Annotated in this window: 27 protein-coding genes; 13 read left to right on the forward strand and 14 right to left on the reverse strand. The window is 65.1% G+C overall.

Annotation, left to right across the window (positions count from 1 at the left end):
• Positions 1–46: 46 nt before the first annotated feature.
• Positions 47–610 (reverse strand): class IV adenylate cyclase, encoded by a 564-nt coding sequence (cyaB, locus tag LAQ74_RS05530; RefSeq protein ID WP_224335862.1) that lies wholly within the window; start codon positions 608–610, stop codon positions 47–49.
• Positions 611–874: 264 nt separating this feature from the next.
• Here cyaB and LAQ74_RS05535 point away from each other — a divergent pair, with 264 nt between their 5' ends.
• Both LAQ74_RS05535 and LAQ74_RS05540 read left to right on the forward strand, forming a co-directional pair.
• Complete coding sequence (locus LAQ74_RS05535; RefSeq protein WP_224335864.1) at positions 875–1,906, forward strand: FKBP-type peptidyl-prolyl cis-trans isomerase; 1,032 nt, start codon at positions 875–877, stop codon at positions 1,904–1,906.
• A 57-nt stretch (positions 1,907–1,963) separates the two neighbouring features.
• Complete coding sequence (locus tag LAQ74_RS05540) at positions 1,964–2,212, forward strand: DUF8049 family protein (RefSeq protein ID WP_224335866.1); 249 nt, start codon at positions 1,964–1,966, stop codon at positions 2,210–2,212.
• Positions 2,213–2,217: 5 nt separating this feature from the next.
• On the opposite strand, the gene LAQ74_RS05545 is transcribed toward LAQ74_RS05540, so the two are convergent.
• From LAQ74_RS05545 to LAQ74_RS05570, 6 genes are all read right to left on the reverse strand, one after another.
• Positions 2,218–2,844, reverse strand: a complete 627-nt coding sequence (locus LAQ74_RS05545) for an RAD55 family ATPase (protein WP_224335868.1) — start codon at positions 2,842–2,844, stop codon at positions 2,218–2,220.
• A gap of 19 nt (positions 2,845–2,863) precedes the next feature.
• Positions 2,864–3,502, reverse strand: a complete 639-nt coding sequence (locus tag LAQ74_RS05550; RefSeq protein WP_224335870.1) for a MinD/ParA family ATP-binding protein — start codon at positions 3,500–3,502, stop codon at positions 2,864–2,866.
• A gap of 201 nt (positions 3,503–3,703) precedes the next feature.
• Positions 3,704–4,078, reverse strand: coding sequence for a YlbF/YmcA family competence regulator (locus LAQ74_RS05555; RefSeq protein ID WP_224335877.1), 375 nt, complete (start codon positions 4,076–4,078; stop codon positions 3,704–3,706).
• Between the two features lie 55 nt (positions 4,079–4,133).
• Positions 4,134–4,550: an HIT family protein gene (locus LAQ74_RS05560; protein WP_224335879.1), complete on the reverse strand. Its 417-nt coding sequence runs from the start codon at positions 4,548–4,550 to the stop codon at positions 4,134–4,136.
• 27 nt (positions 4,551–4,577) lie between these two features.
• On the reverse strand, positions 4,578–5,240 hold the full coding sequence (locus LAQ74_RS05565; RefSeq protein ID WP_224335881.1) for an alpha/beta hydrolase: 663 nt from the start codon (positions 5,238–5,240) through the stop codon (positions 4,578–4,580).
• 98 nt (positions 5,241–5,338) lie between these two features.
• Positions 5,339–5,530, reverse strand: a complete 192-nt coding sequence (locus LAQ74_RS05570) for a hypothetical protein (protein ID WP_224335883.1) — start codon at positions 5,528–5,530, stop codon at positions 5,339–5,341.
• A 333-nt stretch (positions 5,531–5,863) separates the two neighbouring features.
• Here LAQ74_RS05570 and dph2 point away from each other — a divergent pair, with 333 nt between their 5' ends.
• Both dph2 and LAQ74_RS05580 read left to right on the forward strand, forming a co-directional pair.
• Positions 5,864–6,910 carry a diphthamide biosynthesis enzyme Dph2 gene (gene dph2 / locus LAQ74_RS05575; protein ID WP_224335885.1) on the forward strand — a complete coding sequence of 349 codons (1,047 nt, stop codon included), beginning with the start codon at positions 5,864–5,866 and terminating at the stop codon, positions 6,908–6,910.
• Between the two features lie 81 nt (positions 6,911–6,991).
• Positions 6,992–7,534, forward strand: coding sequence for a DUF8173 domain-containing protein (locus LAQ74_RS05580; protein WP_224335887.1), 543 nt, complete (start codon positions 6,992–6,994; stop codon positions 7,532–7,534).
• 364 nt (positions 7,535–7,898) lie between these two features.
• Here the strand turns inward: LAQ74_RS05580 and LAQ74_RS05585 are convergent, their stop codons facing one another.
• From LAQ74_RS05585 to LAQ74_RS05595, 3 genes are all read right to left on the reverse strand, one after another.
• Positions 7,899–8,048, reverse strand: coding sequence for a hypothetical protein (locus LAQ74_RS05585; protein ID WP_224335888.1), 150 nt, complete (start codon positions 8,046–8,048; stop codon positions 7,899–7,901).
• Positions 8,048–8,332, reverse strand: a complete 285-nt coding sequence (locus LAQ74_RS20580; RefSeq protein ID WP_224335890.1) for a HalOD1 output domain-containing protein — start codon at positions 8,330–8,332, stop codon at positions 8,048–8,050. Before LAQ74_RS20580 ends, LAQ74_RS05585 begins: the two co-directional genes overlap by 1 nt.
• A gap of 174 nt (positions 8,333–8,506) precedes the next feature.
• Positions 8,507–8,968 carry an Lrp/AsnC family transcriptional regulator gene (locus LAQ74_RS05595; protein ID WP_224335892.1) on the reverse strand — a complete coding sequence of 154 codons (462 nt, stop codon included), beginning with the start codon at positions 8,966–8,968 and terminating at the stop codon, positions 8,507–8,509.
• 159 nt (positions 8,969–9,127) lie between these two features.
• Between LAQ74_RS05595 and LAQ74_RS05600 the strand changes: the two genes are divergently transcribed.
• Positions 9,128–11,152 carry a hydantoinase/oxoprolinase family protein gene (locus tag LAQ74_RS05600; RefSeq protein WP_224335894.1) on the forward strand — a complete coding sequence of 675 codons (2,025 nt, stop codon included), beginning with the start codon at positions 9,128–9,130 and terminating at the stop codon, positions 11,150–11,152.
• Complete coding sequence (locus tag LAQ74_RS05605) at positions 11,149–12,759, forward strand: hydantoinase B/oxoprolinase family protein (protein ID WP_224335896.1); 1,611 nt, start codon at positions 11,149–11,151, stop codon at positions 12,757–12,759. Before LAQ74_RS05600 ends, LAQ74_RS05605 begins: the two co-directional genes overlap by 4 nt.
• A gap of 31 nt (positions 12,760–12,790) precedes the next feature.
• Here LAQ74_RS05605 and LAQ74_RS20315 read toward each other — a convergent pair whose 3' ends face one another.
• Complete coding sequence (locus LAQ74_RS20315; protein ID WP_255647761.1) at positions 12,791–12,925, reverse strand: hypothetical protein; 135 nt, start codon at positions 12,923–12,925, stop codon at positions 12,791–12,793.
• Positions 12,926–13,018: 93 nt separating this feature from the next.
• Between LAQ74_RS20315 and LAQ74_RS05610 the strand changes: the two genes are divergently transcribed.
• Positions 13,019–13,234 (forward strand): DUF7535 family protein, encoded by a 216-nt coding sequence (locus tag LAQ74_RS05610; RefSeq protein WP_224335898.1) that lies wholly within the window; start codon positions 13,019–13,021, stop codon positions 13,232–13,234.
• Between the two features lie 11 nt (positions 13,235–13,245).
• Here the strand turns inward: LAQ74_RS05610 and LAQ74_RS05615 are convergent, their stop codons facing one another.
• Positions 13,246–14,019, reverse strand: coding sequence for an SDR family NAD(P)-dependent oxidoreductase (locus LAQ74_RS05615; protein ID WP_317987384.1), 774 nt, complete (start codon positions 14,017–14,019; stop codon positions 13,246–13,248).
• Positions 14,020–14,165: 146 nt separating this feature from the next.
• Between LAQ74_RS05615 and LAQ74_RS05620 the strand changes: the two genes are divergently transcribed.
• Positions 14,166–15,158 carry a DUF7972 family membrane protein gene (locus tag LAQ74_RS05620; RefSeq protein WP_224335902.1) on the forward strand — a complete coding sequence of 331 codons (993 nt, stop codon included), beginning with the start codon at positions 14,166–14,168 and terminating at the stop codon, positions 15,156–15,158.
• An 87-nt stretch (positions 15,159–15,245) separates the two neighbouring features.
• Here LAQ74_RS05620 and LAQ74_RS05625 read toward each other — a convergent pair whose 3' ends face one another.
• Positions 15,246–15,998, reverse strand: coding sequence for a Sir2 family NAD-dependent protein deacetylase (locus tag LAQ74_RS05625; RefSeq protein WP_224335904.1), 753 nt, complete (start codon positions 15,996–15,998; stop codon positions 15,246–15,248).
• Positions 15,999–16,138: 140 nt separating this feature from the next.
• On the opposite strand from LAQ74_RS05625, the gene LAQ74_RS05630 reads away from it, so the two are divergent.
• Positions 16,139–16,702, forward strand: coding sequence for a type 1 glutamine amidotransferase domain-containing protein (locus LAQ74_RS05630; protein ID WP_224335905.1), 564 nt, complete (start codon positions 16,139–16,141; stop codon positions 16,700–16,702).
• Between the two features lie 172 nt (positions 16,703–16,874).
• On the opposite strand, the gene LAQ74_RS05635 is transcribed toward LAQ74_RS05630, so the two are convergent.
• The gene (locus LAQ74_RS05635) at positions 16,875–17,279 is read right to left on the reverse strand and encodes a helix-turn-helix domain-containing protein (protein ID WP_224335907.1); all 405 of its coding nucleotides are present in this window, start codon (positions 17,277–17,279) and stop codon (positions 16,875–16,877) included.
• A gap of 860 nt (positions 17,280–18,139) precedes the next feature.
• On the opposite strand from LAQ74_RS05635, the gene LAQ74_RS05640 reads away from it, so the two are divergent.
• The 4 genes from LAQ74_RS05640 to LAQ74_RS05655 all read left to right on the forward strand — a co-directional run bounded on the left by LAQ74_RS05640 (position 18,140) and on the right by LAQ74_RS05655 (position 22,780).
• Complete coding sequence (locus LAQ74_RS05640) at positions 18,140–19,213, forward strand: phosphotransferase family protein (protein ID WP_224335908.1); 1,074 nt, start codon at positions 18,140–18,142, stop codon at positions 19,211–19,213.
• Between the two features lie 47 nt (positions 19,214–19,260).
• Positions 19,261–20,094, forward strand: a complete 834-nt coding sequence (locus LAQ74_RS05645; protein WP_224335909.1) for an MBL fold metallo-hydrolase — start codon at positions 19,261–19,263, stop codon at positions 20,092–20,094.
• A gap of 84 nt (positions 20,095–20,178) precedes the next feature.
• The gene (locus LAQ74_RS05650; protein WP_224335919.1) at positions 20,179–21,798 is read left to right on the forward strand and encodes a coiled-coil domain-containing protein; all 1,620 of its coding nucleotides are present in this window, start codon (positions 20,179–20,181) and stop codon (positions 21,796–21,798) included.
• Positions 21,799–21,877: 79 nt separating this feature from the next.
• On the forward strand, positions 21,878–22,780 hold the full coding sequence (locus LAQ74_RS05655) for a phosphoribosyltransferase HisG-related protein (RefSeq protein ID WP_224335921.1): 903 nt from the start codon (positions 21,878–21,880) through the stop codon (positions 22,778–22,780).
• Positions 22,781–22,888: the final 108 nt, after the last annotated feature.

Here is a 22,888-nt window from a genome sequence, read left to right on the forward strand (position 1 = left end):
GAAACGGGTCCGAAATTGGATCCGAAACGGATCGAAAACGGGTGCGTCACCCCTGCTTTTCGAGCAACAACCCGAGGTACGAGGTCCGAATCTGCTCGTCGGGGTCCAAATCGAGTTCCCGAAGCACGGCCGCCGCGCCCTCGCGCACCGATTCGAGTTCCGACTCCTCGGCCTCCCGTTCGACTTCGACGAACTCGCCGAGTCCCTCCACCCGGTCGAGAACGACCGTGTAGTCGTCGACGCGGAAGTACTCGCGCTCCTTCTCGACGACTGCGGCCGGTTCGAAGCCCAGGCCGTCGAAGACGTTCGCCATCGTCTCGCCGTCGTCGACGCCCGTCTCGAACTCCTCTCGGGTCTTCGACTCGCGTTCGACGAGCGGCCCTTTGTACGTCACTTTCGCCGTCTCCGCGGCGTCTTCGTCGGCCATCGCGTCGGTGCGGCGCTCCCGGCGGATGCGGAGCGCTTCGTCCGTCTCCGCGAACTCGCGGTGGGGCGCGTCGTAGTAGGTGTCCGCCTGCGCGACACCGCCGAGTTTCTCCGCGCCCATCGCTTCGAGACGCTCTCGAACGTCTCCGTGGTCGGCGCGGAGTTTCAGTTCGACCTCGTACATGATCGAATTCTCGGTGCTTCGACTCAAAAGCGTGGCCCTCCGGACCGTCTCCGCTCCATCTCGTCTCTGCCCGACTCGCTGCCCCACCGTCTCGTCTCCATCCGACTCGTCGTCCTACTGCCCCGTCTCCCGCTCTCCGCACCGTTTCGCTGGTCACCATCCGCTCCGGAGTGGGGCCTGTTCACGACCGTCACACCCGGGAGCAAGTCGGTTCCGCGGGTACGAAACGTGATTCTTATAGGGCGCACGGGAGACGTAGCCTACATGAGTGACGAACAACAGGCGGAATCGGCCGACGAGTCAGTCGACGCCGAGACGCCCGACGACGTGGAGGACGGAGCGGAGAACGGAGAGAGTTCCGGAGTGCAGGACGGCGACTTCGTTCGTCTGGCGTACACGGTCCGAACCAAAGACGACGACACCGTCGTCGACACGACGAGCCAAGAAGTGGCCGAAGAGGCCGAAATCGACACCGAGAACCACGAATTCGAACCGCGCGTCGTCATCGTCGGCGCGGGTCACGTGTTCGAGGCTGTCGACGACGACCTCATCGGCAAAGAGGTCGGCTACGAAGGCTCCGTCGACGTGCCCGCCGCCGAAGCGTTCGGCGAGTACGACTCCGACAACGTCCGAACCGTGAGCGCGGACAAGATCTCCGAGGACGACCGCTACCCCGGCGCGCACGTCAACGTCGACGGCGAGCAGGGCCACATCGAGACCATCATCGGCGGCCGCGCCCGAATCGACTTCAACCACCCGCTGGCGGGTGACGACCTCGAGTACGAGTACGAGATTCTCGACGTCGTCGACGACCGCGAGGAGCAGGCGGAGGGTCTGCTCGGTATGTACCTCCAGCAGAGCCCCGAACTCTGGATTCAGACCGACGAGGTCGAAGAGGAGATGCCGCTCGAAGGCGGCGACGACGTCGACCCCGAGGAAGCCGAGACCGAGACCGTCACCGAGGAGAAGGAGACGCTGTACATCGAGGCCACGCCGCAGATGACGATGAACCAGCAGTGGATGTTCTCGAAGCAGCAGATCGCGCAGGACCTCATGGACCGCCTCGACCTCGACCGCGTCATCGTCCAGGAGACCATCGACGGGATGGGGATGGGCGGTATGGGCGGCATGATGGGCGGCATGGGCGGTATGGGTGCCGGCGACATCGAGGACGCACTCGACGACGTCGACGTCGACGCCGACGAGATCGTCGACGAACTCGAAGCCGAAGACGACGACGGTCACGATCACGACGACGGTCACGATCACGACCACGACCACGATCACGACCACTAACCGCGCCGTCCGCCGCGAATCCGCGATTTCTTTACTCCCGACGCGTCACTGACGAGCATGGACGTTCCCGATGACCTGAAAGTCGCGGCCGTCGCCTCGGGGTGTACCGTCGGTCTCTCGGTGTTGCTCCGCTACGGTCTCGACGTAGACGCGAACATCTTCGTCCGACTGCTGCCGCTTTTCGTCTACTTTCTCTACCTGTTTTCGAAGGACGCGCTGTCGGAGACGACGCTCGGTGAGGCGGTGACGTGGTGCGTCGTGACCGTCGTCGCGACGATCGGAGCGCTGCTGTTCTACGCCCTCTGAAGCCTTCAGGCGATGTCGCGGCTGGTATCGATGGTGACCTCCTCGGTCAGCCGCAGTTTGATGGTCTCCTCCAGCGCCCGTCCGCCGCGGAACTTCGGAATCGCCAAACGATTCTCGATTTCGGAGCCTTTCACCTGCGTCTGTAACTCGAAGACGGCGTCGGACATGTGCTCGGTCATATCGCGGTTGTCGGGCACCGACCGACCGTCGAGCGCGTGCAACACGGCGACGCCGCCGGTGTTCATCACGTGCGTCTGCAGTTCGTTGAGGAAGTTGCGGTAGCGCGTCGGCTCCGTACGCTCCAGCACGTCGACGACGTCGACGATGAGGTTCGCCTCCTCCGGGAGCGCCTGCACGAGTCGGTTGGCGTGGTCCAGCGCCGCATCGCCGCCGATGTCGCGTATCGTCGGCCGACCGACCCGCGTGGTCATCCGATCCAACGCGTCCTGTACCGCCTGGTCGGAGCGCACCGTCGTCAGGTACAGCGTGCCGCGCGTCGACGTGAGTTCGTACAGCAGCAACTCCGACTGACTCGCCGGCGTCGCCGCGAGTGTGACGATGCTTCCGGCCGGGATACCACCGCCTAGCTGGCGGTCGAGCACCGTGATTCCGGTCGGAAGCTTACTTGCCATACGCAATCACGAACGTGAATCATAATATGTCTTGCTCACGAGAGAGTTCGTTCGCCACTCGTGCGTACGCCGGTCGTCCGCCATCCGTCCGACGGTCGGACCGTTCCGGACGTTCGCGTTCCGGTACCGCCGCGACGACGGGGCAGTCGAGCAGTTCCGAGACGCCCGTCGGGGTGAGCCGCGTCCGGTTGAGGACGACGCCGACCACCTGTGTCCCGAGCGCGCGCGCCATCGCCGCCGTCTTCGACGTGTCGCGCAGCGCAGGCGCACAGAGCGTCGTCACCAGAAGCACCGCGTCGGCGACGCGCAACGGTCCCGCGGCGTCCGGTCCCGCTCCCGCCGGACAGTCGACGAGCGTCGCCGCGTCCACGGGTTTGACGCGCGCGAGTTGCGTCGCGGTGTCGCTGTCGGGGCCGGACGGCGCGGCCGGGAGAACCGACAGCCCCGGAGACGCTTCGTGTGCCATCGACAGCGCGTCGTCGCCGACGTGACCGATGTCGGCGACGGTCGGTTCGCGCGGCACGTCGGCGAGCGCGTGGAGATTCGGCATATCCCGGTCGGCGTCGACGGCGAGGACGTGGCCGTCGAGTGCCCTCGCCACCCCGAGCGTCGTCGTCGTCTTTCCGCAGCCACCTTTTCCGCCAGCGATTGCGAGCATACGGGCTCTGGCCGCGCTCTCGGATTTGAACGTTCGGACGGTGGCACGGAGGCAGTTGCGGTGCGGAGGCGGTTGCGGTGCGGAAAGCCGAGCCCTCGCTGTACCGCGAGCGAGGGCGAGAGGCCGAGCGAGCGGCCCTTTTTCATCGACGTTTTTGCAAGCGGGGGTGCGCAAAGCGCACCCCCCGCAGTAAAAAGGTCGCTAGTCGTGACAACAACCGCCGGCCTCGCCGCCGAAGTCGACGGCGAGTGGTTCCGAGATGGCCCTGTTAATCTCTTCGAGGCGGCTCTGGAGTTCCTCCTGTGCTTCGAGGTACTCGGCCATCGTCGGCAGCGAGTGTAGTTCCTGCTGGGCGCGCTGGACTTTCTGGAGTTGCTGCTGGTTCGCCTCGCCCATCTGGCGAGCGACCATGAACTCCTCGCGGAGTTGCTCGAACTCTGAAATCTGCTGTTGGACTTCCTCGTCGTCCTCGACTTCGGCTTTCGCGTCTTCGAAGGCTTCGTACTCGGGGAGAGCCGCGATGGCGTCGCCGAGTTCGCGGCCGAGTTCGTCCGTTCGCGCCGTCTCGATGCTCATGGACGCGCTTGGAACCGGAGCGGTTTAGGCTTGCCGAATAGCGATATCACCCGTCTCACCGGTCGCCACCGAGCACCACGCGGAGTTCGTCGTACACCGCGTGCTGGTTCGTTCCGTCCCACTGGCTCGAGGCGGGCCAGAGGTCGTACCCGTCGTCGTCGCGGCGTGGCGCGAGATGGATGTGAAAGTGTGGAACCGACTGCTGGGCGGCCTCGCCGCTGGCGTGCAGCAGGTTGACGCCGGCGTAGCCCGCCGTCTGGAGGCGGTGTGCGACGGTCTGGGCGTGTTCGGTGGCGCGTGAAAGCACTTCCTCGGGGATATCGAAGAGACTCTGGTAATGATCGCGCGTGATAACGAGCACGTGACCGGGTGTCTCCGGCGTTCGGGGGACGACGACGAGCGACTCGGAGCGTTCGTCCAGAACGACACCGGGAGCGTCTCCGTCAACGAGAGCGCAGAACGGGCAGGTCATCCCCAAAACGATTCGAAGCGGGCTAATTTACTGTTCCGGGACCTGTCGTTCGACGAACTCGACGAGGTCACGGAGTTCGTCGCGTCCGACGCCGTGACCCACGTCGTACACCGAAAACGAGACTTCGGCGCCGAGCTCTCGTAGGCGTTCAGCGGCGGCTTCGGTCCGCTGTGCGGGGATTATCTGGTCGGCGCTTCCCGCACCCACGAACACCGGCTTTCCGGTGAGTTCGGGCGGTTCGAGGTCGGCGTGCGACTCGGCGAGGTAGCCGTGCAGCGCGACGACCCACGCGAAGCGGTCGGGGTTCTCCAGCAGCAAAGCGAGGCTCGTAATCGACCCCTGACTGAACCCGATCAGCCCGAGATTCTCCGCGTCGAGGTCGAACGCCTCGACGGCGGCGTCGATGCTCTCCGAAATCAAATCGAGACTCCGGCGGAACTCTTCGGCGTGCGGTTGGCTCTGGTGGAGGCCACCTGCCGACATATCGAGTTCGTACCAGGTGTACCCTCCCATCAACCGGTCCGGCGCGCGCAGGCTGACGACGTGCATCGTGTCGGGCAACTGCTGGGCGATGGGAAGCAGGTCCTCTTCGTCGGCACCACGTCCGTGGAGAACGAAAACGGCGGGTGCGGGACCGTCGCTCGATACCGTGGGTTCGACGTGTACGTGTTCCAACGGAATGTCGGCCATCGACTCCACGTATGGCTGCATCGGCCTTCAATCGGGGAGTGACACGCACGTAACCGGCCGCACACGGGACGGCGCCGTTCCGGCGAGCTCGGGAGGTTTTAGCTAACCCCGAGAACCCGTCCGCAGTTCTTACAGCGCCAGAGGTCTCTCGTTCCCGCCCCGAGGATGATACGCGGTGGGTCTGCGGCGTCGTCGACTTCGAGTTCGGCGACTTCGTGTTCGTGCTCGGCGTCGTCGGTCGTCTCGATGTCGGCCCCACAGTTGGGATACTGGAGTAGTTCAGCTGACATGTGCCTGTTACGACACGCAAGCAGATGACTGACACGGTGTTTGGTGTCACGGGTGACCGTTCGTCGGTGGTGATTGTGTCGATACGCGTCCAAGGGTCGTACCGCACCTGAAACCCGCCTTCCGCTTTCTGGAGAACGCGCTGGCGTTTTACTTCTCCAACCAGCACGCCGTCCTGAGCGCGTGGGTCCGATACCCTGTCCATCGCGCAGTAGGCGATGCCGACGCTCCACGTCTGTGCGACCGGCGGCCTGCTGTTTCTCGCGCGGGTGACGTGGGACTGAGAGAATCGCCGAAACGCCGAGGTTAAACGTCCCGACACGCAAGAGAGGCCAATGAGCCAGGACGCCTACTCCGAAGGGGACCTCCGAAACACCGGCATGGCCCTCCGCCACGACCGCGAGTGGGACTACGAACTCGAACGCATCATCGACGAAATCGAGGACCGCGACGCGACGAAAGTCGGCCTGCAGTTCCCCGAGGGTCTCAAGCGCCGCGGCCCGGCCGTCGCCGACGACCTCCGACAGCTCTGCGACGACGACGTGACGTTCCTGCTGTCGGGGCAGCCGTGTTACGGCGCGTGCGACCTCGACACCTACCTGATGCGCCGCACCGACGTGTTCGTCCACTTCGGCCACTCGCCGATGAAGGAGTCGGACAAGATCATCTACGTGCCGCTCTTTTCGAACGTCGACCCCTTCCCCATCATGGAGGAGTCGCTGGACGAACTCGACGACCCTGCGGAGAACCCCGACGTGGGTCTCGTCACGACCGCCCAGCACATGAACCTCTTCGAGGACATGTGCGAGTGGCTCGAAGCGCGCGGCTTCGAGGTCCACACTCGCCGCGGCGACGACCGACTCACCCACGAGGGCCAAGTCCTCGGCTGTAACTACGCCTCCGCGGACATCGACGCCGACCAGGTGCTGTACGTCGGTGGCGGGAAGTTCCACCCGCTCGGCCTCGCGATGGAGCACCCCGACAAGAACGTCGTCATCGCCGACCCCGTCAACAACGTCGTCACCATCGCGGATACGGAAAAGTTCCTCAAGCAGCGCTACGGCGCGGTCCACCGCGCGATGGACGCCGAGAAGTGGGGCGTCATCTTCTGCACCAAAATCGGGCAGGGCCGCTGGGAGAAAGCCGAGGAGATCGTCGAGAACAACGAGAACGCCTACCTCATCACGATGGACGAAGTCACGCCGGACCGCCTGCGCAACTTCAACATGGACGCGTTCGTCAACACCGGTTGTCCGCGTATCACCACCGACGACGGCCCGCGGTTCCACAAACCGATGCTGACGCCCGGCGAGTACGAGATCGCCGTCGGCAACAAACCACTCGAGGATCTGGAGTTCGACACGTTCCACGGCACGTGGTGAGGTCGGCGTAGGCGGCGAAGCTGGTCCGCCGCCGGTGACTGTCTCCACAAAACATTTCACGGCGTTGTTCTTTCTCTCTGTATGGTCTCCAAACGATCCCTCCGAATCGCCGGGTCGGCGACGGTCGCGCTCGCCGTGCTCGCCGGCGTCGCTGCCGGACAACAGCCGCCTTCGACCCCCAGCGCACCGCAAATCTCGCCGGTCGTGGCCTTCGTCGCCTCGCTGGCTATCAACCTCATCATCGGCGGCATCGTCGTCGCCGTCGCGCCGAACTACCTTCGCCGGACCGCCGCTCGCGTCCGTAACGACCCCGCCTCGACGTTCCTCTGGGGTCTCATCGCGTTCGTCGGACTGATAGTCGCCTCCATACTCATCATCACGATGATCGTGACGATTCCGGCGCTGCTGATCCTCGGTATCGTCGGCAACGTCATCGTCAGCGTCACTCTCGGACTGGTCGTCGCGGGCGGCGCAGTCGACGATAGCCTGTTCAAGGCGCTCGTCGTCGGCGTTCTCATCGTCTCGCTCGTCGGTCTCATCCCGATTCTCGGCGGCCTCGTGAACTTCGTGCTCGGCATGATGGGCGGCGGCGCGATGGTCAACGAGTTCCGCGACGGTCGCTGAGCGCGTTCAGTCCTCGTCCTCTCCTTCTTCGGTCTCGATTCGGTAGCGCTCGCCTTCGTACTCGAATCGTGTAGGGCTCCTGTACGTCGAACGCCGGCCTCGTGCCGTGTTCCTCCTCGACGAGTCGGACCGTTTCGACGCCCTCCCCGAAGAACGGACGCGTGTTCCGCAACGTACGGCGTCGGAACATCTGTTCGGGTGAACCGCTGTGTACCCAGAAATGCCGACCGCGACGGCGACGAGGAGGGCTCGTCGGTTCACGTCATCGCGCCCACATACCAGTCTCGCGGTCGACTGTCTCCGTTCGAATAGCCGCGGTTCGCCTTCGATACCGGCGTTCGATACCGGTCCGCCTTCGGGGCACTCAGTTCGTCTTCACGAACTCGACGAGGTGAACTAGCGGGTCGCCGCCGCAGTTCGTCCGATGGCCCTCGATAGCGTCGTACACGTCGTTGACGCCGCCCACGACCGTCTTCTGGAACGAGCACCCGGTACAGTCCAGTTCGTACGGCATCAGTTCGTCGACGCGAAGCTGGGTTTCCGCTCCGTCGGGGAGCGTGAAACGTGTACGTCGTCTCCCTCGACGGTCACGTCGTACCCGTGGTAGCTAAACGAGTGAGACATGGTGTCTCGGTCACCGTTTCCGGAAGTCGATACGAACAACGAGTGCCACAGACCCGGACCGAGCGCGTCGTATAGCGGGACGAGGTCGAGCGGATCGACTCCTTCTCGTTCGGCAACTGCCGTGACTATCTGCTCGCAGACACTCTCTGAGTGGCGTTCGACAGGGGAAATCACGAGAGTAACTCAGCCTTCAATTCACCATATAGATTATCGATAGGAACGTTTAGAACCTATCGCAAGAAATCCGATTCGCGCTCGTTTCTGTCGCGGCGAACGAATCTATCGAGCATCCTGGTTTCGACGATAGATGCTGAACCGTTCTCTCGGCCGACCGGTTTCGCCGGCGGTTCAATCCTCGAAGAGCGACAACGGACGGACGTTCTCGCCTTTGACGAGAATCTCGTCGCTGACGACGAGGGCGTAGCTATCGATGGTCTCCGCGATGCGCGTGATGTCCTCGTTCGAGGCGCCGACGACCTGAACGTGGATGTTGCCCTCACCGGTCATCAACTCGCGGACGTCCACCACACCGTCGACCGTGAGTATCTTCTCGATGAGGGCGCCGCGATCGGCGATAGGCGCGGTACAGGTGAACAGCACTCGAAGCGGTCTCCCGGCCTTCTCGTAGTCGATATCGGTGCGGTATCCTTTGATGACGCCGTTCGATTCCAGTCGCCTGACTCGCTTTCCGACTGTGCTCGCTGAAACCCCGACGCGCTCGCTGATGTCGGCGTTCGTGTTGTGTCGTGCGTCCTCCTGTAAGGCGTGAAGGATTTCGTAGTCTATCGTATCTAGTTCTACCGCGGTCACGATTGGAAACGTGTGAGTGCCAGCAAAAAGAATTCTCTGGTCACATCAAGTCGACTATTCGTGCCGATGGCGTCGACGACCCGAACGGAATACTACTTGCACCCGTGGCCGTACGTCTCTGTCATGCGACTGGACTCTCTGCCCGCGGAGGTGCGCTGAGTGCCCGCACACGTCGGCGTCGACGTCGGCGGCACGTTCACCGACGTCGTCCTCCTGACCGACGACGGCTCGCTCGTCACCGCGAAAGTCCCGAGCACCGACGACCAGAGCGTCGGCGTGATGGAGGGCATCGAGAAAGCCTGCGAAGAAGCGGAACTCGACCCCGCCGACCTCAACGTGTTCTCGCACGCGATGACTGTCTCGGTCAACGCACTGCTCGAATCCGATGGCGCGACGACGGCGCTCGTCACCACCGAGGGCTTTCGCGACGTGCTCGAGATCAGGCGTCAGGACCGGCCAAGCCTCTACGATCTGGACGCGGAACTGCCCGACCCGCTCGTCCCTCGTCGGCGCCGTTTTGAGGTCGACGAGCGCGCGACGACCGAGGGAATCGAACGCGGCGTCGACGCCGACGACATCCGCGACCTCGCCGGCGACGTCGAGGCCGCGGGAGCCGAGAGCGTCGCCGTCTCGCTGCTCCACGCCTACGCGCATCCCGAGAACGAACGGGTCGTCGCGGACGTCCTCCGCGAGGAACTCGACGTCCCGATTTCGGTGTCACACGAAGTGCTCGCCGAGTTCCGCGAGTACGAGCGGACCTCGACGACTGCCGTCGACGCCTACGTCACCCCGGCCATCGACGCCTACGTCGGCCGTCTCGAAGAACGCGCCGTCGACGCCGGCGTCCCGACGCCGCGAATCATGCAGTCGAACGGCGGCATCGCGTCGGCCGAAACCGTCAGAAGGCACGCGGTGACGACGGCGCTCTCCGGACCTGCCGCGGGCGTCGTCGGCGCGGGTGCGACGGTCGATGCCTCCGAGTCGCTCCGCGGCCTCGTCACGTTCGACATAGGCGGCACCTCAAGCGACGTCAGCCTCGTCCGCGGCGGCGAGGTCGAGCGGACCACCGACGCCGAGATCAACGGCCACCCCATCCGCGTGCCGATGGTCGACGTCCACACCGTCGGGGCGGGCGGCGGGAGCGTCGCGTGGGTCGACGCCGGAGGCGCGCTCCGGGTCGGCCCCGAGTCGGCGGGCGCGAACCCCGGCCCGGCGTCGTACGGCCGCGGCGGCGAGAACCCGACCGTCACGGACGCGAACGTCGTCCTCGGCTACATCGGCGCGGACACGGCGCTCGGCGGCGAACTCTCGCTCGACACCGACGCCGCCCGCGACGCGCTCTCTCGACTCGCCGACGAGGCCGGTCTCGACGACGCTCTCACGGCCGCGCAGGGTGTCTACCGCGTCGCCAACGCGAACATGACACGCGCGATTCGCACTATTACGGTCGAACGCGGTCACGACCCCCGGCAGTTCGGACTCGTCGCCTTCGGCGGCGCGGGACCGATGCACGCGGCCGCCCTCGCCGACGAGTTGGGCGTCGAAACCGTCGTCGTCCCGCGCGCCTGCGGCGTGCTCTCGGCGTACGGCCTCCTCGCGGCCGACGAGAAGCACGACTCGGTTCGGACGGTACGGACGCACCTCGACGACGTCGACCTCGACCGGGTCGAAGCCGCGTACGACGACCTCCGCGCCGACGCGCTGGCGGACGTGGAAACACCTGACGATGCAAAAATCGACCGCGTCGCCGACCTCCGCTACGTCGGGCAGAGCTTCGAACTCTCCGTCCCCGTCGACGACGAGTTCGACGCCGAGGCGGTCGCCGACCGTTTCACTGCGGCGCACGAGGAGGCGTACGGCTACTCGCTCTCGGACCCCGTCGAACTCGTCAACCTCCGGTCGACCGCGACGGTCGAGCGTGACCCCCTCTCGGTCGGCTACGAGGGAACTGGCGACACGGTTCGGGGGACCCGAGACGCCCTCTTCGGACGCGGTAACGAGGGCGACGGCGAGTTCTACGAGACGACTGTCTACGACCGCGAGGCGTTCGAACCGGGGGCGACGTTCGAGGGGCCGGCGATTCTCGAACAGGACGAGAGTACCGTCGTCGTCCCACCCGCGTGGAAGGGAGAGGTCGACAACGATGGCACCGTCGTCCTGACGACGGGAGGTGAGAGTCGGTGAACGCTCAGGAGACGGACATCGACGCCGTCACGCTCGAGATCGTCCGCAACCAGCTGGAGGGCGTCGCCGAGGAGATGGGACAGGTGCTCATCACCTCGTCGTACTCGCCGAACATCAAGGAGCGCCGCGACTGCTCGACGGCGCTGTTCGACGCCGAGGGCCGACTCGTCGCGCAGGCCGAGCACATCCCGGTCCACCTCGGGGCGATGCCAGCCTCCGTCGCGGCTATTCTCGATCGAGACCCCCGGCCGGGCGACGTGTTCGTGCTCAACGACCCCTTCGAGGGCGGCACCCATCTGCCGGACGTGACGATGGTCTCGCCCGTCGCCGTCGACGACGAGATTCTGGGCTACGCCGTCTCCCGCGCGCACCACGCCGACGTGGGCGGGATGACGCCCGGGAGCATGCCCGCGGGCGCGCGGGAAATCTTCCAGGAGGGCCTCCGCCTGCCGCCGGTTCGTCTCGTCTCCGAGGGGGAGGTCGTCGACGACGTGATGGACCTGCTGCTGGCGAACGTCCGCAGTCCGAGCGAACGACGCGCGGACTTCCGCGCGCAGATCGCGGCCAACGACCGCGCCCAGTCTCGAATCTCGGACCTCGTCTCCGAACACGGCAGAGAGCGACTGCTCGCCGCCTTCGACGCGGTCATCGACTACTCCCGGCAACGCATCACGTCGGAACTCGCCGAGTTGCCCGACGGCACCTACCGCGCGACGGACGCGATGGAGGGCGACGGTGTGACCGACGACGACGTGCCCATCCACGTAGAAGTCGAAATCAGTGGAGAGGAGGTACGAGTCGACTTCGCGGGCACCGCCGACCAGGTCGCGGGCAACGTCAACGCACCCTTGGCGGTCGCAAAGAGCGCTGTCTACTTCGTCATCCGCGCGGTGACCGACCCCGATATCCCGCCGAACCAGGGGTGTTACGACCCGATTTCGGTCTCCGCGCCCGAGGGGTCGTTGCTCAATCCTCTTCCCCCGGCGGCCGTCGTCGGTGGCAACGTCGAGACGAGTCAGCGCGTCACCGATGCAGTCCTCACTGCGCTCGCCGACGCCGCACCCGGCCGCGTCCCCGCGCAGGGACAGGGGACGATGAACAACCTCATCGTCGGCAACCGCGAGGCGGGCGGCTTCACCTACTACGAGACCATCGCGGGCGGGTTCGGTGCGCGCCCGACGAAAGACGGGATGGACGGCGTGCAGGTCGGGATGACGAACACCCTCAACACGCCCGTCGAGGCGATGGAAGCGGAGTACCCGCTGCGCGTCGAACGGTACGCCTTTCGGCAGAATAGCGGCGGCGACGGCGAGTTCCGCGGCGGCCTCGGCATCGAGCGCGCCGTCACCGTCGGCGTCGACGCCACCGTCTCGCTGCTCACCGAGCGTCGGCGGACGCCGCCGGCAGGCGTCGCCGGCGGGGGACCGGGTGCTGTCGGCGAGAACATCGTCGGCGGCGAGTCGGTTCCGGCGAAGACGACTCGCGAGGTTCCGGCGGGGACGACCGTCACCGTTCGGACGCCGGGCGGCGGCGGCTACGGCGACCCAGACGACCGCGACCCAGAAGCGCGAGAGCGCGACCGAGAGGACGGAAAAACGAGCGAGTGAGGGTCGGGTTCTCACCGAGCGTCGACGACGTTCACTGGATGTGTTCCTCCTCGAACTCCGACTGGTGTTCGACGCTGCAGAAGTAGTACGTCTCACCCTGGTAGTGACCCTGCGTGGGCGGGTTGTTCTCGTCGACGAGCGACTCGCAGATTGGGCACATCGCCATGATACGGTCGAACCGACTACCGCCACGCTCCTCGTTCGTCCGCTTGTATTTTCCACGTGAGGACCCATCCGGCCGCGGCCCCAACTGTCTCACATGGCTCGCGCCCCACCGGACAACGACCAACCGAGCGACGAGGACAATCAGATCTCTCGGCAGCGAAACTTCACATCGGACGCCGAAATGGGACTCATCGGCAGCATCATCGGGCTGGGAATCGCGGTGCTGACGTTCCCGTTGCTGCCGTTTTACCTGCTGTTCAGAGTCGTCGATGCGCTCGTCGGCGACGACGAGACGAACCGGCCCGACTGATCCGATCCGACTCAGACGTCCGGCGTCTCCATCACCTGCGGGACGCCGCGGGCGGTGATGGTCTCGCCGACGACGTACGACGATGCGGGGGTGGCTAAAAATTGTGCAATGTCCGAAATTTCCTCGCTGACGCCGATGCGGCGTTTCACCTCGTCGCGGTCGATGTCCTCGCCGGAGACGCCCATCTGGCTCTCGACGCCCGGCGTCGCGACGAATCCCGGCGCGATACAGTTGACTCGAACGTCGTGGTCGGCCCACTCGTAGGCGAGCGACGTGGTGAGGTTGATGATGCCGGCTTTCGCCGCGCCGTAGTGGCTCATGTACGGCGACCCCTGCTGGCCGGCGACGCTGGAGAGATTGACGACGCTGCCGCCGCCGCTCTCGCGCATCTGTTCACCGGCGACCTGCGTGCAGTGGAACGTGCCGGTGAGGTTGATGTCGACGATGGTGTTCCAGCCGTTCTCCGAGATGTCCTCGAAGGAGGCCATGAACGACGCGCCCGCGTTGTTGACGAGCGTGTCGACGCCGCCGAACTCCTCGACGGTGGCTTCCACGAGCGCCTCGACGGCCTCGCGGTCGGTCACGTCGCACTCGACGGCCAGCGCCGACCCGCCGTCGTCGCGGATTCCCTCGGCGACGGGGTCGACGTTGCCCTGCTCGCGCGAGCAGACGACGACGTTCGCGCCGTCGGCGGCGAACCCCTCGGCGATGGCCTTCCCGATGCCGCTCGACGCCCCGGTGACGATGGCGGTCTGTCCGGCGACGCTGAACCTGTCATTTGACATGGCAGAAACCACGCCCGCCGGACAGATAAAGGTGACAGCGCGGAGCGTCGTCGGCTATCCGTCGTCGGCCGTTCGTCGCCTGTCGCCCGGCGTCGAGGGTCCGCCGACCAACTTTCTTCCGTCGACTCGCCGTAGTTCACTTGGTCATGGCTGACCGGAACACGAACGGAGGAGACTCGTCCGAGAAGGACGTACGGAGTCGTGTCGACCGGATTCGAGAGTGGGTACTGCTTCGGGGGGACCGACTCACGCTCGCGGCTCTACTGTTGGTCGGACTGCTAGCCGTGTTCTATCTCCTCGTCGTCCTCCGTGTTATCAGGTTTCGTCGCCTCCAGCCCGTCTACTACGTCTTCAGCGGATTGATAAGCGGCAATCTCACGCTCATCACCGTCGTCGTCTCCATCAACCAACTGCTCCTGTCGCGCGAACTGCAGACGCCCGGGGAACTCGAATCGCAGATACAGAACGTCGACGAGTTCAAACACCGCGTCGAGGACGCGGCCGGTCGCATCGCCCCCGTGCGACCGGCGCCGTTCCTCGACCTCCTCATGGAGAACACCCGGCAGGAAGCCCAGCGGCTCGGGGGCCTCGCCATCGGCCCGGGCTGCGACGACGCGTGGGACGAGATCGACGACCTCGTCACGTCGGTGACGCGCCACATCGATTCGGTGACCGCGCTGCTCACGTCGTCGGAGACGAGCACGTTTCGCGCGCTCTCGGCGACGCTGACGACCAACTACGCCGAAGAGATCTATCGGGCGCGGAAGATTCAGGTGACACACGACCTCACCGAGGAGACCGACGAAGCGCTCGACCGACTCGTCGACCGGTTCAAGGAGGTCGACATCGCCCGGCAGTACTTCAAGAGCGTCTACCTGCAGGAGGAACTGTCGTCGCTGTCGCGGGTCCTGCTGTACGCGGGCCTTCCGGCGGAGACGATCTCGGTCGTCGTACTACTGTCGCTGACCACCTCGCCGGGCGACATCTCGCCGCTCGTCCGCTTCGCAGTGCTTCCGGTCACCGCAGCCGCCGGGCTCGTCCCCTTAGTCCTCCTGTTCTCGTTCATCCTCCGGACGGCGACGGTCACCCAGCGAACCGCCGCGAGCCTCCCGTTCACGACGCCGAAACAGGAGCGGTAGTCGGTGCGTCCACTCGCGGTCGGCGAGGGTTGCTCCGTCGGACGACCCGACGGCCGTCGGTGACGTTCGAAGAGCGCCCGACCGGCCTCACGTCGCTCCGAGCGTCCGGACCAACGCGGGGAGCACCTCTGTGACGTCTGCCCGGAAGACGTAGTCGGCGAGGCCGTCGCGCGGCGTCTCGTCGAGGTTCACGACCGTGAGCGTTCCGGCCCGCGCCGCCGTCGCCGGAAGCGACGCCGCGGGTTCGACCTGTAGCGACGACCCGATAGCGAGAAACACGTCGCTCTCCTCGGCGAGCGCCCGGGCGTCGGCGAGCGTCTCCCTGTCGAGTTGCTCGCCGAACAGTACGACGTCGGGTTTGTAGACGCCGCCGCAGTCGCAGTACGGCGGGTTCTCGCCATCGCGGACGCGCTCGCGGACCGGTCCGGCGGCCGCTTTCCCTCCACATCGACGACAGACGACGCGCTCGGCGTTGCCGTGCAGTTCGACGATTCGTCGACTTCCGGCTTCGGCGTGCAGTCCGTCGGTGTTCTGCGTGACGACGGCGTCGAGGAAGCCTACGCGTTCGAGCGTCGCCAGCGCCTCGTGGGCGACGTTCGGTTCGACGCCCGACGGTCGCATCGCGTCGTGGAGTTCGAGACGGTCGGTCCAGAATCCGGCGGGGTCGCGCTCGAACCGGCTGATGTGAAACGCGGCAGGATCGAACTGGTCACCCCAGATGCCGCCGTCGCCGCGAAACGGCGGGATTCCGGATGGTACGCTGATTCCCGCGCCCGTCAGCGCGACGGCGGTGTCGGCGTCGCGGAGTTCGGCGGCGAGCGAGGCGAGTCGGTCGGTCACGGAAGCGCGTTCGAGACGGAGTGACAAGAAGCGACTGCTCCGACGCCGCTCGGGGGAGCACCCACTCGCGTCGGGGACTTGTATTTCCCGACACGCTGTTTACGCATGTGGACGCCGGATCCGTAACGTGGGAGAACACGATGGCAGACGAACTTACTGACACGAACGTCGCGATCTTCATCGCACAGCGAGGCACCGAACAGGTCGAGTTCACCGAACCGAAGGGGACCGTCGAGGACGCCGGAGCCTCAGTCGACGTTATCAGCAGCGAGACCGACGACGCAGAGGCCGTCAACAATGACCTCGACGCGGGTGACAGCTTCGAGGTCGACACGACGTTCTCGGACGTCTCCGCCGACGAGTACGACGCGCTCGTCGTCCCGGGCGGCTGCGTGGGCGCGGACCGACTCCGCGCCGACGACGACGCGGTGACGTTCGTCCGCGAGCTGTTCGACGCCGACAAACCCATCGGCGTCATCTGCCACGGTCCGTGGACGCTGGTCGAGGCGGGCGTCGCCGACGGTCTGACGCTTACCTCCTATCACAGTCTCCAGACCGACATCAGAAACGCGGGCGGCGAGTGGGTCGACGAGGAAGTCGTCGTCGACGCGGGCGTGGTGACGAGCCGGAACCCGGACGACCTCGACGCCTTCTGCGACAAGATCGTCGAGGAGTTCGGAGAAGGACGGCACGAGCGCGACTGAGCGCCGCCGCGTCGCAGCGCTCTTCGCTCGGCCACGACTGTCTCCGTCTTCGGCGCAAAGCGTGATGGACTCGATGCGCGCTCGACCGACCTCTCGGACTACGCCGCAGAGTGGAGGTTCGACTCCGAGTCTCCCTCTCGACCCGTTGCGACGAGACCAGGAAGTATCGCCGCTAGCTCTCGACCAGCGGTGTGCGGGGCGGTTCCTCGGCGTACTTCTCGTCGAATTCGCCGATGAGTTGTCCTATCTTCGCGTACCAGTCGTTGAGCATCCGCTGCATCTCCTGGGCGATTTCGTCGGCGTTGCGCGGTCGGTAGACGTGGTAGTAGCCCCCCTGTTCGTAGTTCACCTGCTCTTTCTGGAGGTACCCCGCCTGCAGCAACCGCTGGACCGAGCGGTACGCCGTCGACCGTTCGCGGTCGATCTCCTCGGCGACTTCGTCGACCGTGAGCGGGTCTTCGGTCTCGTTCAGCAGTCGGAAGACGTCTTTGTCTATCTCCTTGAGGTCGTGGAAACACTCCAGCAGTCTCTCACACTGCATATCCTGTCGGAGCATCTCTCCCATCGAGTTCGCCATCGGTTGGGAACCGTAGGCGACGCGCGTCCAAAACCGTTTGCATAGTCGGTACAATACTGGGGCGGCGAACGGTCTCACATCACGATCGATGAGGTCGAGACTCGCCGTCTCGAAACGGTACCGTTGAGCGCGTACGCGCCGAAACTGTCCACGACTGTCGGCTAGTGGCTTCTGTTCGATTCGTTCGTCGGTCGTCGGCTGACTGCTCCAACGAGTCGATCACGGCCGTCCCGAACGAGAACGTATACTGGTTGGTCGGTGTCGGGGCCGGGTCGGTAGCGTACCGAGGTGACGACGCATTCGGGTGACTGGCCGATCTGTTCCTGCAGGTCACTCGTGTCATGCTCCCCCGTCGACTCGGAGGTCGAACGCGTGTCCGGAGTTGCTGACGGTGAGTCTGCCGAGCGTCTTCGACCCGGAAAACGCTATCCGGTCGAAACACCCCGTGAAAGTTGGCTGCGAGAACGCCAAGCCAACAGAGGAACCCACGGCGGTTCATATCGGCTCTCGTCTGCAACCTGACGAACACTTTCTGCGAGTTTGGGTTTCCGCGTTCGGGCGGATGGACGGCACCGAGCGCCCGAAACCAATACCGGACCTCGCGTCTCCGACACACGGCCTCTCTCGTGGGTGAACGCGAACGATCGGTTCGCCTTCGGACCTCTGGCCACACTACCCGATTTAGTATATCGAAATAGGATATATGTGTGGGTGTTCAGACGCTATCTCTCCGCTCGTCGTTCGAACGCTCGTCCGAATTTGTCCGAATACGCTCGAATCCGATCGACTTCGTCCGAGATGACACGCTGTGTCCCGCCTCGACACACAGTTATTCATGCTTCGGGTGCGCGTGTACACGCATGGCACGCGAGGGCGACTACTTCACTCGTCTCGTCGACCCCGATCGCCTCCGCGAGTATCTCGCTGCGGAACTCGGGTCCGTCGACGACGACGCGTACGCCGTCGATCACCACCAAGAGGGCCACTCGAACGAGACGCTGTTCGTCAGGTGGGGCGAGCGCGACCTCGTGATTCGCCGTCCTCCGCCGGGTGAGACGGCCTCCAGCGCTCACGACGTTCTCCGGGAGTATCGAGTGATGGACGCACTACAGGCTACCGACGTGCCGCTGGCCCCCACCATCCTCGCCTGCGAGGACCACGACGTGCTCGGCAGCGACTTCTACGTGATGGAGCGCGTGGAGGGCGACGTGCTCCGCGACTCGGAACCCGAACGGTTCGTCGTCCCCGAGCACCGGGAGGGAATCGGCACGCAACTCGTCGACACGCTCTCGACGATTCACGCTGTCGACCCCGACTCCGTCGGTCTCGGCGAGTTCGGCTACCCCGACGGGTTCACCGAACGACAGGTCAGGCGGTGGTCCGAACAGCTGACGTGGGCGTTCTCGCGGACGACCGAGGAACGCGAAGTCCCCGTCCTCTACGACGTGATGTCCTGGCTCACCGACAACGTCCCGGAGGAGTATCCGCACACGCTCGTCCACGGCGACTACAAGCTCGACAACGTGATGTACGCACCCGGGACACCACCGAAAATCAACGCCGTCTTCGACTGGGAACTGTCGACGCTCGGCGACCCGCGGACGGACGTGGGATGGATGCTCTCGTACTGGCGCGACGCCGACGACCCCGAACCCGAAGTTCCGGATCTGACGACGACGTTCATGGAGCATCCGGAGTATCCGACTCGCCGCGAACTCGTCTCGCGGTGGGAGGACGCGACCGGCTTCGAGTACGAACACGACCGCTTCTACCGGGCACTGGCGGTGTACAAACTCGCGGCCCTCGGCGAGATGTTCTTCCGGCGGTACCTCGAAGGTAACTCCGACGACGATCTCTACCCGCAGATGGAGACGCAGGTGCCCGCGCTCGGCGAACGGGCGATGCGTATCGTCGAGGGCGACGAACCGCTGTAACCGCCGGAGTCCACAACACTTAGTCCGTCCCCCGTCGATGGTGAAATATGACCGGTAGTGACTGGGGTGATTGGCTGCCGCGCGCCGTCGCGACGGCCGAACCCGAGACTGTCGCCGTCTGGTATCTCGGATGTAACGGTTTCGTCATCAAGGGCAACCGCGGAACGACGCTGTTCGTCGACCCGTATCTCGGCGTCGGCGACCCTCCGCGGACGATCCGGATGATTCCGGTTCCGTTCGATCCCGAAGACGTGGAGGAAGCCGACGCACTTCTCGCGACGCACGAACACGTCGATCACGTCCACGGCCCGAGTCAGGCCCCGATTCTCGAAGGGACGGGCGCACAGTTCTACGCACCCGACGATAGCCTCGCCGTCGCCCGCGAGGAGGAGAACTGGACGGACGTCTGGGACGTCAGCGACGACCAGTTCACCGAAGTTTCGGAGGGTGACTCCTTCGAGGTCGGCGAGTTCACGGTCCACGTCGAACTCGCCGCCGACGCCGACGCGACGCACCCGGTGAGCTACGTTATCGAACACGACGCGGGCACTATCTTCCACGGCGGCGACACCAAGCCGAGCGACGCGTTCGAGGACATCGGCGAACAGTACGACATCGACCTCGGCATCCTCGCGTTCGGCTCCATCGGGAACATTCCCAACAAGGAGACCGGTGAGATGGTCCCCACGAAGTGGTACAGCACCGAAAACGAGATAATCGAGGCCGCCAGCAGCCTCCAGTTCGACCGCCTGCTACCGAGCCACTGGGACATGTGGCGCGGCATGACTGCCGACCCGACGGCGCTGCACGACCACGCCGCCAGTTACGCCTACCCGAAAGCGCTGACTATCGTCTCCATCGGCGACCGAGTCGACCTCTGAGCGACTCGGTTCGTTCGCCGACCCTCGTTGATACCGATACGTTCGCCGGTTGTTTTATGTACTATCTACGGAATTACCCGGTAGATGAGCCAAGAGTCAGATCACGGTGAAGCGGTATCGGTGTCTGCGGGGGGCGTGACGGTCGAGAAGACGTTCGCGGCCGACGAGTTTCCGGTCCCCGCCGTCAAGTTCGTCGTCCGCTCAGAGCGCGACGACCACGTCGACGTACGACTCTCCGACGACATCCCGGAGTCGTTCTCGATGGAACGTGTCGGATTCCACCCCGACTACGAGAGCGCGAACTGGACTGCCTACGAGGACCAACTCGTCGAGTACGAACGCTCGCTCGAACCGCACGAGGAGGTGCTGACCGTCTACGGCGTTCGAGTCGACGACGGAGACGATATCTCGGCGTTTCTCACCGACCCGACGCTCGAAACGATCGTCCCCGGCGACGACTCCGTCGAAGAGGTGGTCGGTGCCGACAGTTCTCGGCCGGTACGGACCGCTCTCGCCGACGACGCGACCGCGCTACCCGGACTCGACGGCGACGACCCGCTTTCGGCCGATTCGGAAGACGTCTCCTCGGAGTCGAGCGACGACGTGTCGGAACCGCTCGAACTCGAAGATCCGCTCGCGGACGACCCGCTCGTCGAAACCTCGGACGCGGTGCCCGAGGAAGCGTCGCCGCAGGCCGACGACGCGTCGACAGAGGAACCGACGGACGACGAAGCGGAGCCAATCGCGCTCGAAGACCCGTTCGCGGACCCCGACGAGGTCGGGGTCGAAACCGACGCTCTCGACTCCGAATCGGGTGACGCGGTGGACGAGTCTCCCGTCGGTGGCGGTGACGACCCTCAGAAACTCGACGCCCCCGACGTCCCCGACGCCCCGTCGGCGGGTGAACTCTCACCGGTCCCGCGTTCGCTTTCGACGGACCTCACCGCCGCCGTCGTCGCCCGCCCGTCGGACGCAGACCCGCTCGGCGAGCAGTTCGACCACGAATCGACGACCTCGGTCGCTGTAGACGCCGATTCCGAGACGGAATCGGAGGTCGGACCCCACTCCGACGCCGTCGAAGCCGCCGTCCCGTCCCCGCGGTCGGAGACGGGCGTGGCCGGGGCACTCGCCGACGAAATTCGCTCGGGCGACGTCGACGAAGACGATCTCGAACTGCTCCGCGAGGAGTTGGACCTCGGGTTACCGCGGAGCGTTGACGTCCGGATTCGACGTCTCCAGTCGCAGATGGACGACCTCGAAGCGTACTCCGACGCGCTCGCGACCTTCCTCGACGAGAACGGCACCGCCGAGGAACTCGTCTCCGGACTCCGGACGGAACTCGACACGTTGTCGGCGACGGCCGACCGACTGGAGTCCGAACTCGACGTGCTTCGCGAGGAGCGCGACGACCTCGATTCGGCGGTCGAAAACGTAGACGGACGCGTCGACCGCGTCTCCTCGCGACTCGACGGTGTCGACGAATCCGTCATCGCCGTCGCCGACGACGTCGAATCGCTGGACGACGAGATGGGCGAGGTTCGAGGTGACCTCGCGGAACTCGACGCGCGCATCGTCTCCGTCGAAGAACTCGGTGCGGACGAACGCGCCGAACTGAAGGCCGAACTCGACGCCATCGAGGAAGAACTCGAGGAACTCGACGCGTTCCGCGACCGCCTCAGCAGCGTCTTCGGTGGCGAACAGTAACAGACTGGCCGCAGACGCGTATCTTCCGAGAATCTCTCGAAACGTAATCGGTTTACGACACCGCATCCTTGAGCGGACAATGACACAGACCGTGTCCGTCGCCGTTCCACGGAAGGGACGCCCGCTCGAAGCGGTACTCGAACGCCTCGCGACTGTGGCGGGCACGCATTCGCATTCGGTCGCCGACGACATCTCCTCGACGCTCCGGTACGAAAAATCGGTCACGAAGGGCAGCACCGCCGACGACCGAACGGTGTACGACCGACTCGCCGAGTACAGCGACCTCTCGGACCCCGGAAAACCCGAGTACACCCTCCTGCGGGACGACCGGGACGGTCTGCCGCGCCGCATCGTCTTCGACAGCGTGACGCTCTCTCTCGACGGCGTCGACGTACAGCTCGTCGGCCGGGAGGAGCCGTTTCGTGCGCTGCGAACCCACGAGTTCGCCCTCGGATTCGACAGCGCAGACCTCGTGTTAGAGGAGGTCGTCAGCCTCGAATCCGACGGCGTCGACAGTCTCGGCGACATCAACGCCCGAATCGACCCGATGGAATCGGACGTTCGCGTCGTCACCGGTCTCGGCGACACCGTCTACCATACGCTGATGGCGACGCCGGAGACGCTCCCCGCGGGAGCGACGCTCGACCGGTCGTTCGTCGCAGCGTACGAGGGGCCGCTGTGCATCTCGCCTCGGTACGAACGACTCGTCGAGGCGGTACTTGGAACCGACGCCATCGAAGACGTCGAGTTCCGCTACCCCGAAGACGAGAGCGAAGAGGAGGAGGCTATCGCCAACACCGGACTCGGCGTCTACCTCACGATGACCGGCTCGACGGCGCGCGACCACGGCCTCGTTCTCGGCGACCACCTGTTCCCGAGTGAGACCGTACTGATGGAGAACGATGCCGAACGGAGCAGCGCGGTCGACCGGGTCAAATCGTTGCTCTCTGACGTGTCGCCGGAGACGGCGATTCGCGTGTAGTCTCCGGGAACTTCGTTTCCACGACTCGATTTCGCTCCGACGTCGTCGACCACACCGAAATTCTCGTCGCCGACTCGGATATTTTCGGCCCGATCTCCAGCACTCGTC

The sequence above is a fragment of the Haloprofundus halobius genome (assembly GCF_020097835.1).
GTDB lineage: Archaea > Halobacteriota > Halobacteria > Halobacteriales > Haloferacaceae > Haloprofundus > Haloprofundus halobius.

Bases quoted from the DNA above. Each gene is read 5' to 3' on its own strand.
- cyaB (WP_224335862.1), bottom strand. From the start codon at position 610: ATGTACGAGGTCGAACTGAAACTCCGCGCCGACCACGGAGACGTTCGA.
- LAQ74_RS05535 (WP_224335864.1), top strand. From the start codon at position 875: ATGAGTGACGAACAACAGGCGGAATCGGCCGACGAGTCAGTCGACGCC.
- LAQ74_RS05540 (WP_224335866.1), top strand. From the start codon at position 1,964: ATGGACGTTCCCGATGACCTGAAAGTCGCGGCCGTCGCCTCGGGGTGT.
- LAQ74_RS05545 (WP_224335868.1), bottom strand. From the start codon at position 2,844: ATGGCAAGTAAGCTTCCGACCGGAATCACGGTGCTCGACCGCCAGCTA.
- LAQ74_RS05550 (WP_224335870.1), bottom strand. From the start codon at position 3,502: ATGCTCGCAATCGCTGGCGGAAAAGGTGGCTGCGGAAAGACGACGACG.
- LAQ74_RS05555 (WP_224335877.1), bottom strand. From the start codon at position 4,078: ATGAGCATCGAGACGGCGCGAACGGACGAACTCGGCCGCGAACTCGGC.
- LAQ74_RS05560 (WP_224335879.1), bottom strand. From the start codon at position 4,550: ATGACCTGCCCGTTCTGCGCTCTCGTTGACGGAGACGCTCCCGGTGTC.
- LAQ74_RS05565 (WP_224335881.1), bottom strand. From the start codon at position 5,240: ATGGCCGACATTCCGTTGGAACACGTACACGTCGAACCCACGGTATCG.
- LAQ74_RS05570 (WP_224335883.1), bottom strand. From the start codon at position 5,530: ATGTCAGCTGAACTACTCCAGTATCCCAACTGTGGGGCCGACATCGAG.
- dph2 (WP_224335885.1), top strand. From the start codon at position 5,864: ATGAGCCAGGACGCCTACTCCGAAGGGGACCTCCGAAACACCGGCATG.
- LAQ74_RS05580 (WP_224335887.1), top strand. From the start codon at position 6,992: ATGGTCTCCAAACGATCCCTCCGAATCGCCGGGTCGGCGACGGTCGCG.
- LAQ74_RS05585 (WP_224335888.1), bottom strand. From the start codon at position 8,048: ATGCCGTACGAACTGGACTGTACCGGGTGCTCGTTCCAGAAGACGGTC.
- LAQ74_RS20315 (WP_255647761.1), bottom strand. From the start codon at position 12,925: ATGGCGATGTGCCCAATCTGCGAGTCGCTCGTCGACGAGAACAACCCG.
- LAQ74_RS05610 (WP_224335898.1), top strand. From the start codon at position 13,019: ATGGCTCGCGCCCCACCGGACAACGACCAACCGAGCGACGAGGACAAT.
- LAQ74_RS05615 (WP_317987384.1), bottom strand. From the start codon at position 14,019: ATGTCAAATGACAGGTTCAGCGTCGCCGGACAGACCGCCATCGTCACC.
- LAQ74_RS05620 (WP_224335902.1), top strand. From the start codon at position 14,166: ATGGCTGACCGGAACACGAACGGAGGAGACTCGTCCGAGAAGGACGTA.
- LAQ74_RS05630 (WP_224335905.1), top strand. From the start codon at position 16,139: ATGGCAGACGAACTTACTGACACGAACGTCGCGATCTTCATCGCACAG.
- LAQ74_RS05635 (WP_224335907.1), bottom strand. From the start codon at position 17,279: ATGGCGAACTCGATGGGAGAGATGCTCCGACAGGATATGCAGTGTGAG.
- LAQ74_RS05640 (WP_224335908.1), top strand. From the start codon at position 18,140: ATGGCACGCGAGGGCGACTACTTCACTCGTCTCGTCGACCCCGATCGC.
- LAQ74_RS05645 (WP_224335909.1), top strand. From the start codon at position 19,261: ATGACCGGTAGTGACTGGGGTGATTGGCTGCCGCGCGCCGTCGCGACG.
- LAQ74_RS05650 (WP_224335919.1), top strand. From the start codon at position 20,179: ATGAGCCAAGAGTCAGATCACGGTGAAGCGGTATCGGTGTCTGCGGGG.
- LAQ74_RS05655 (WP_224335921.1), top strand. From the start codon at position 21,878: ATGACACAGACCGTGTCCGTCGCCGTTCCACGGAAGGGACGCCCGCTC.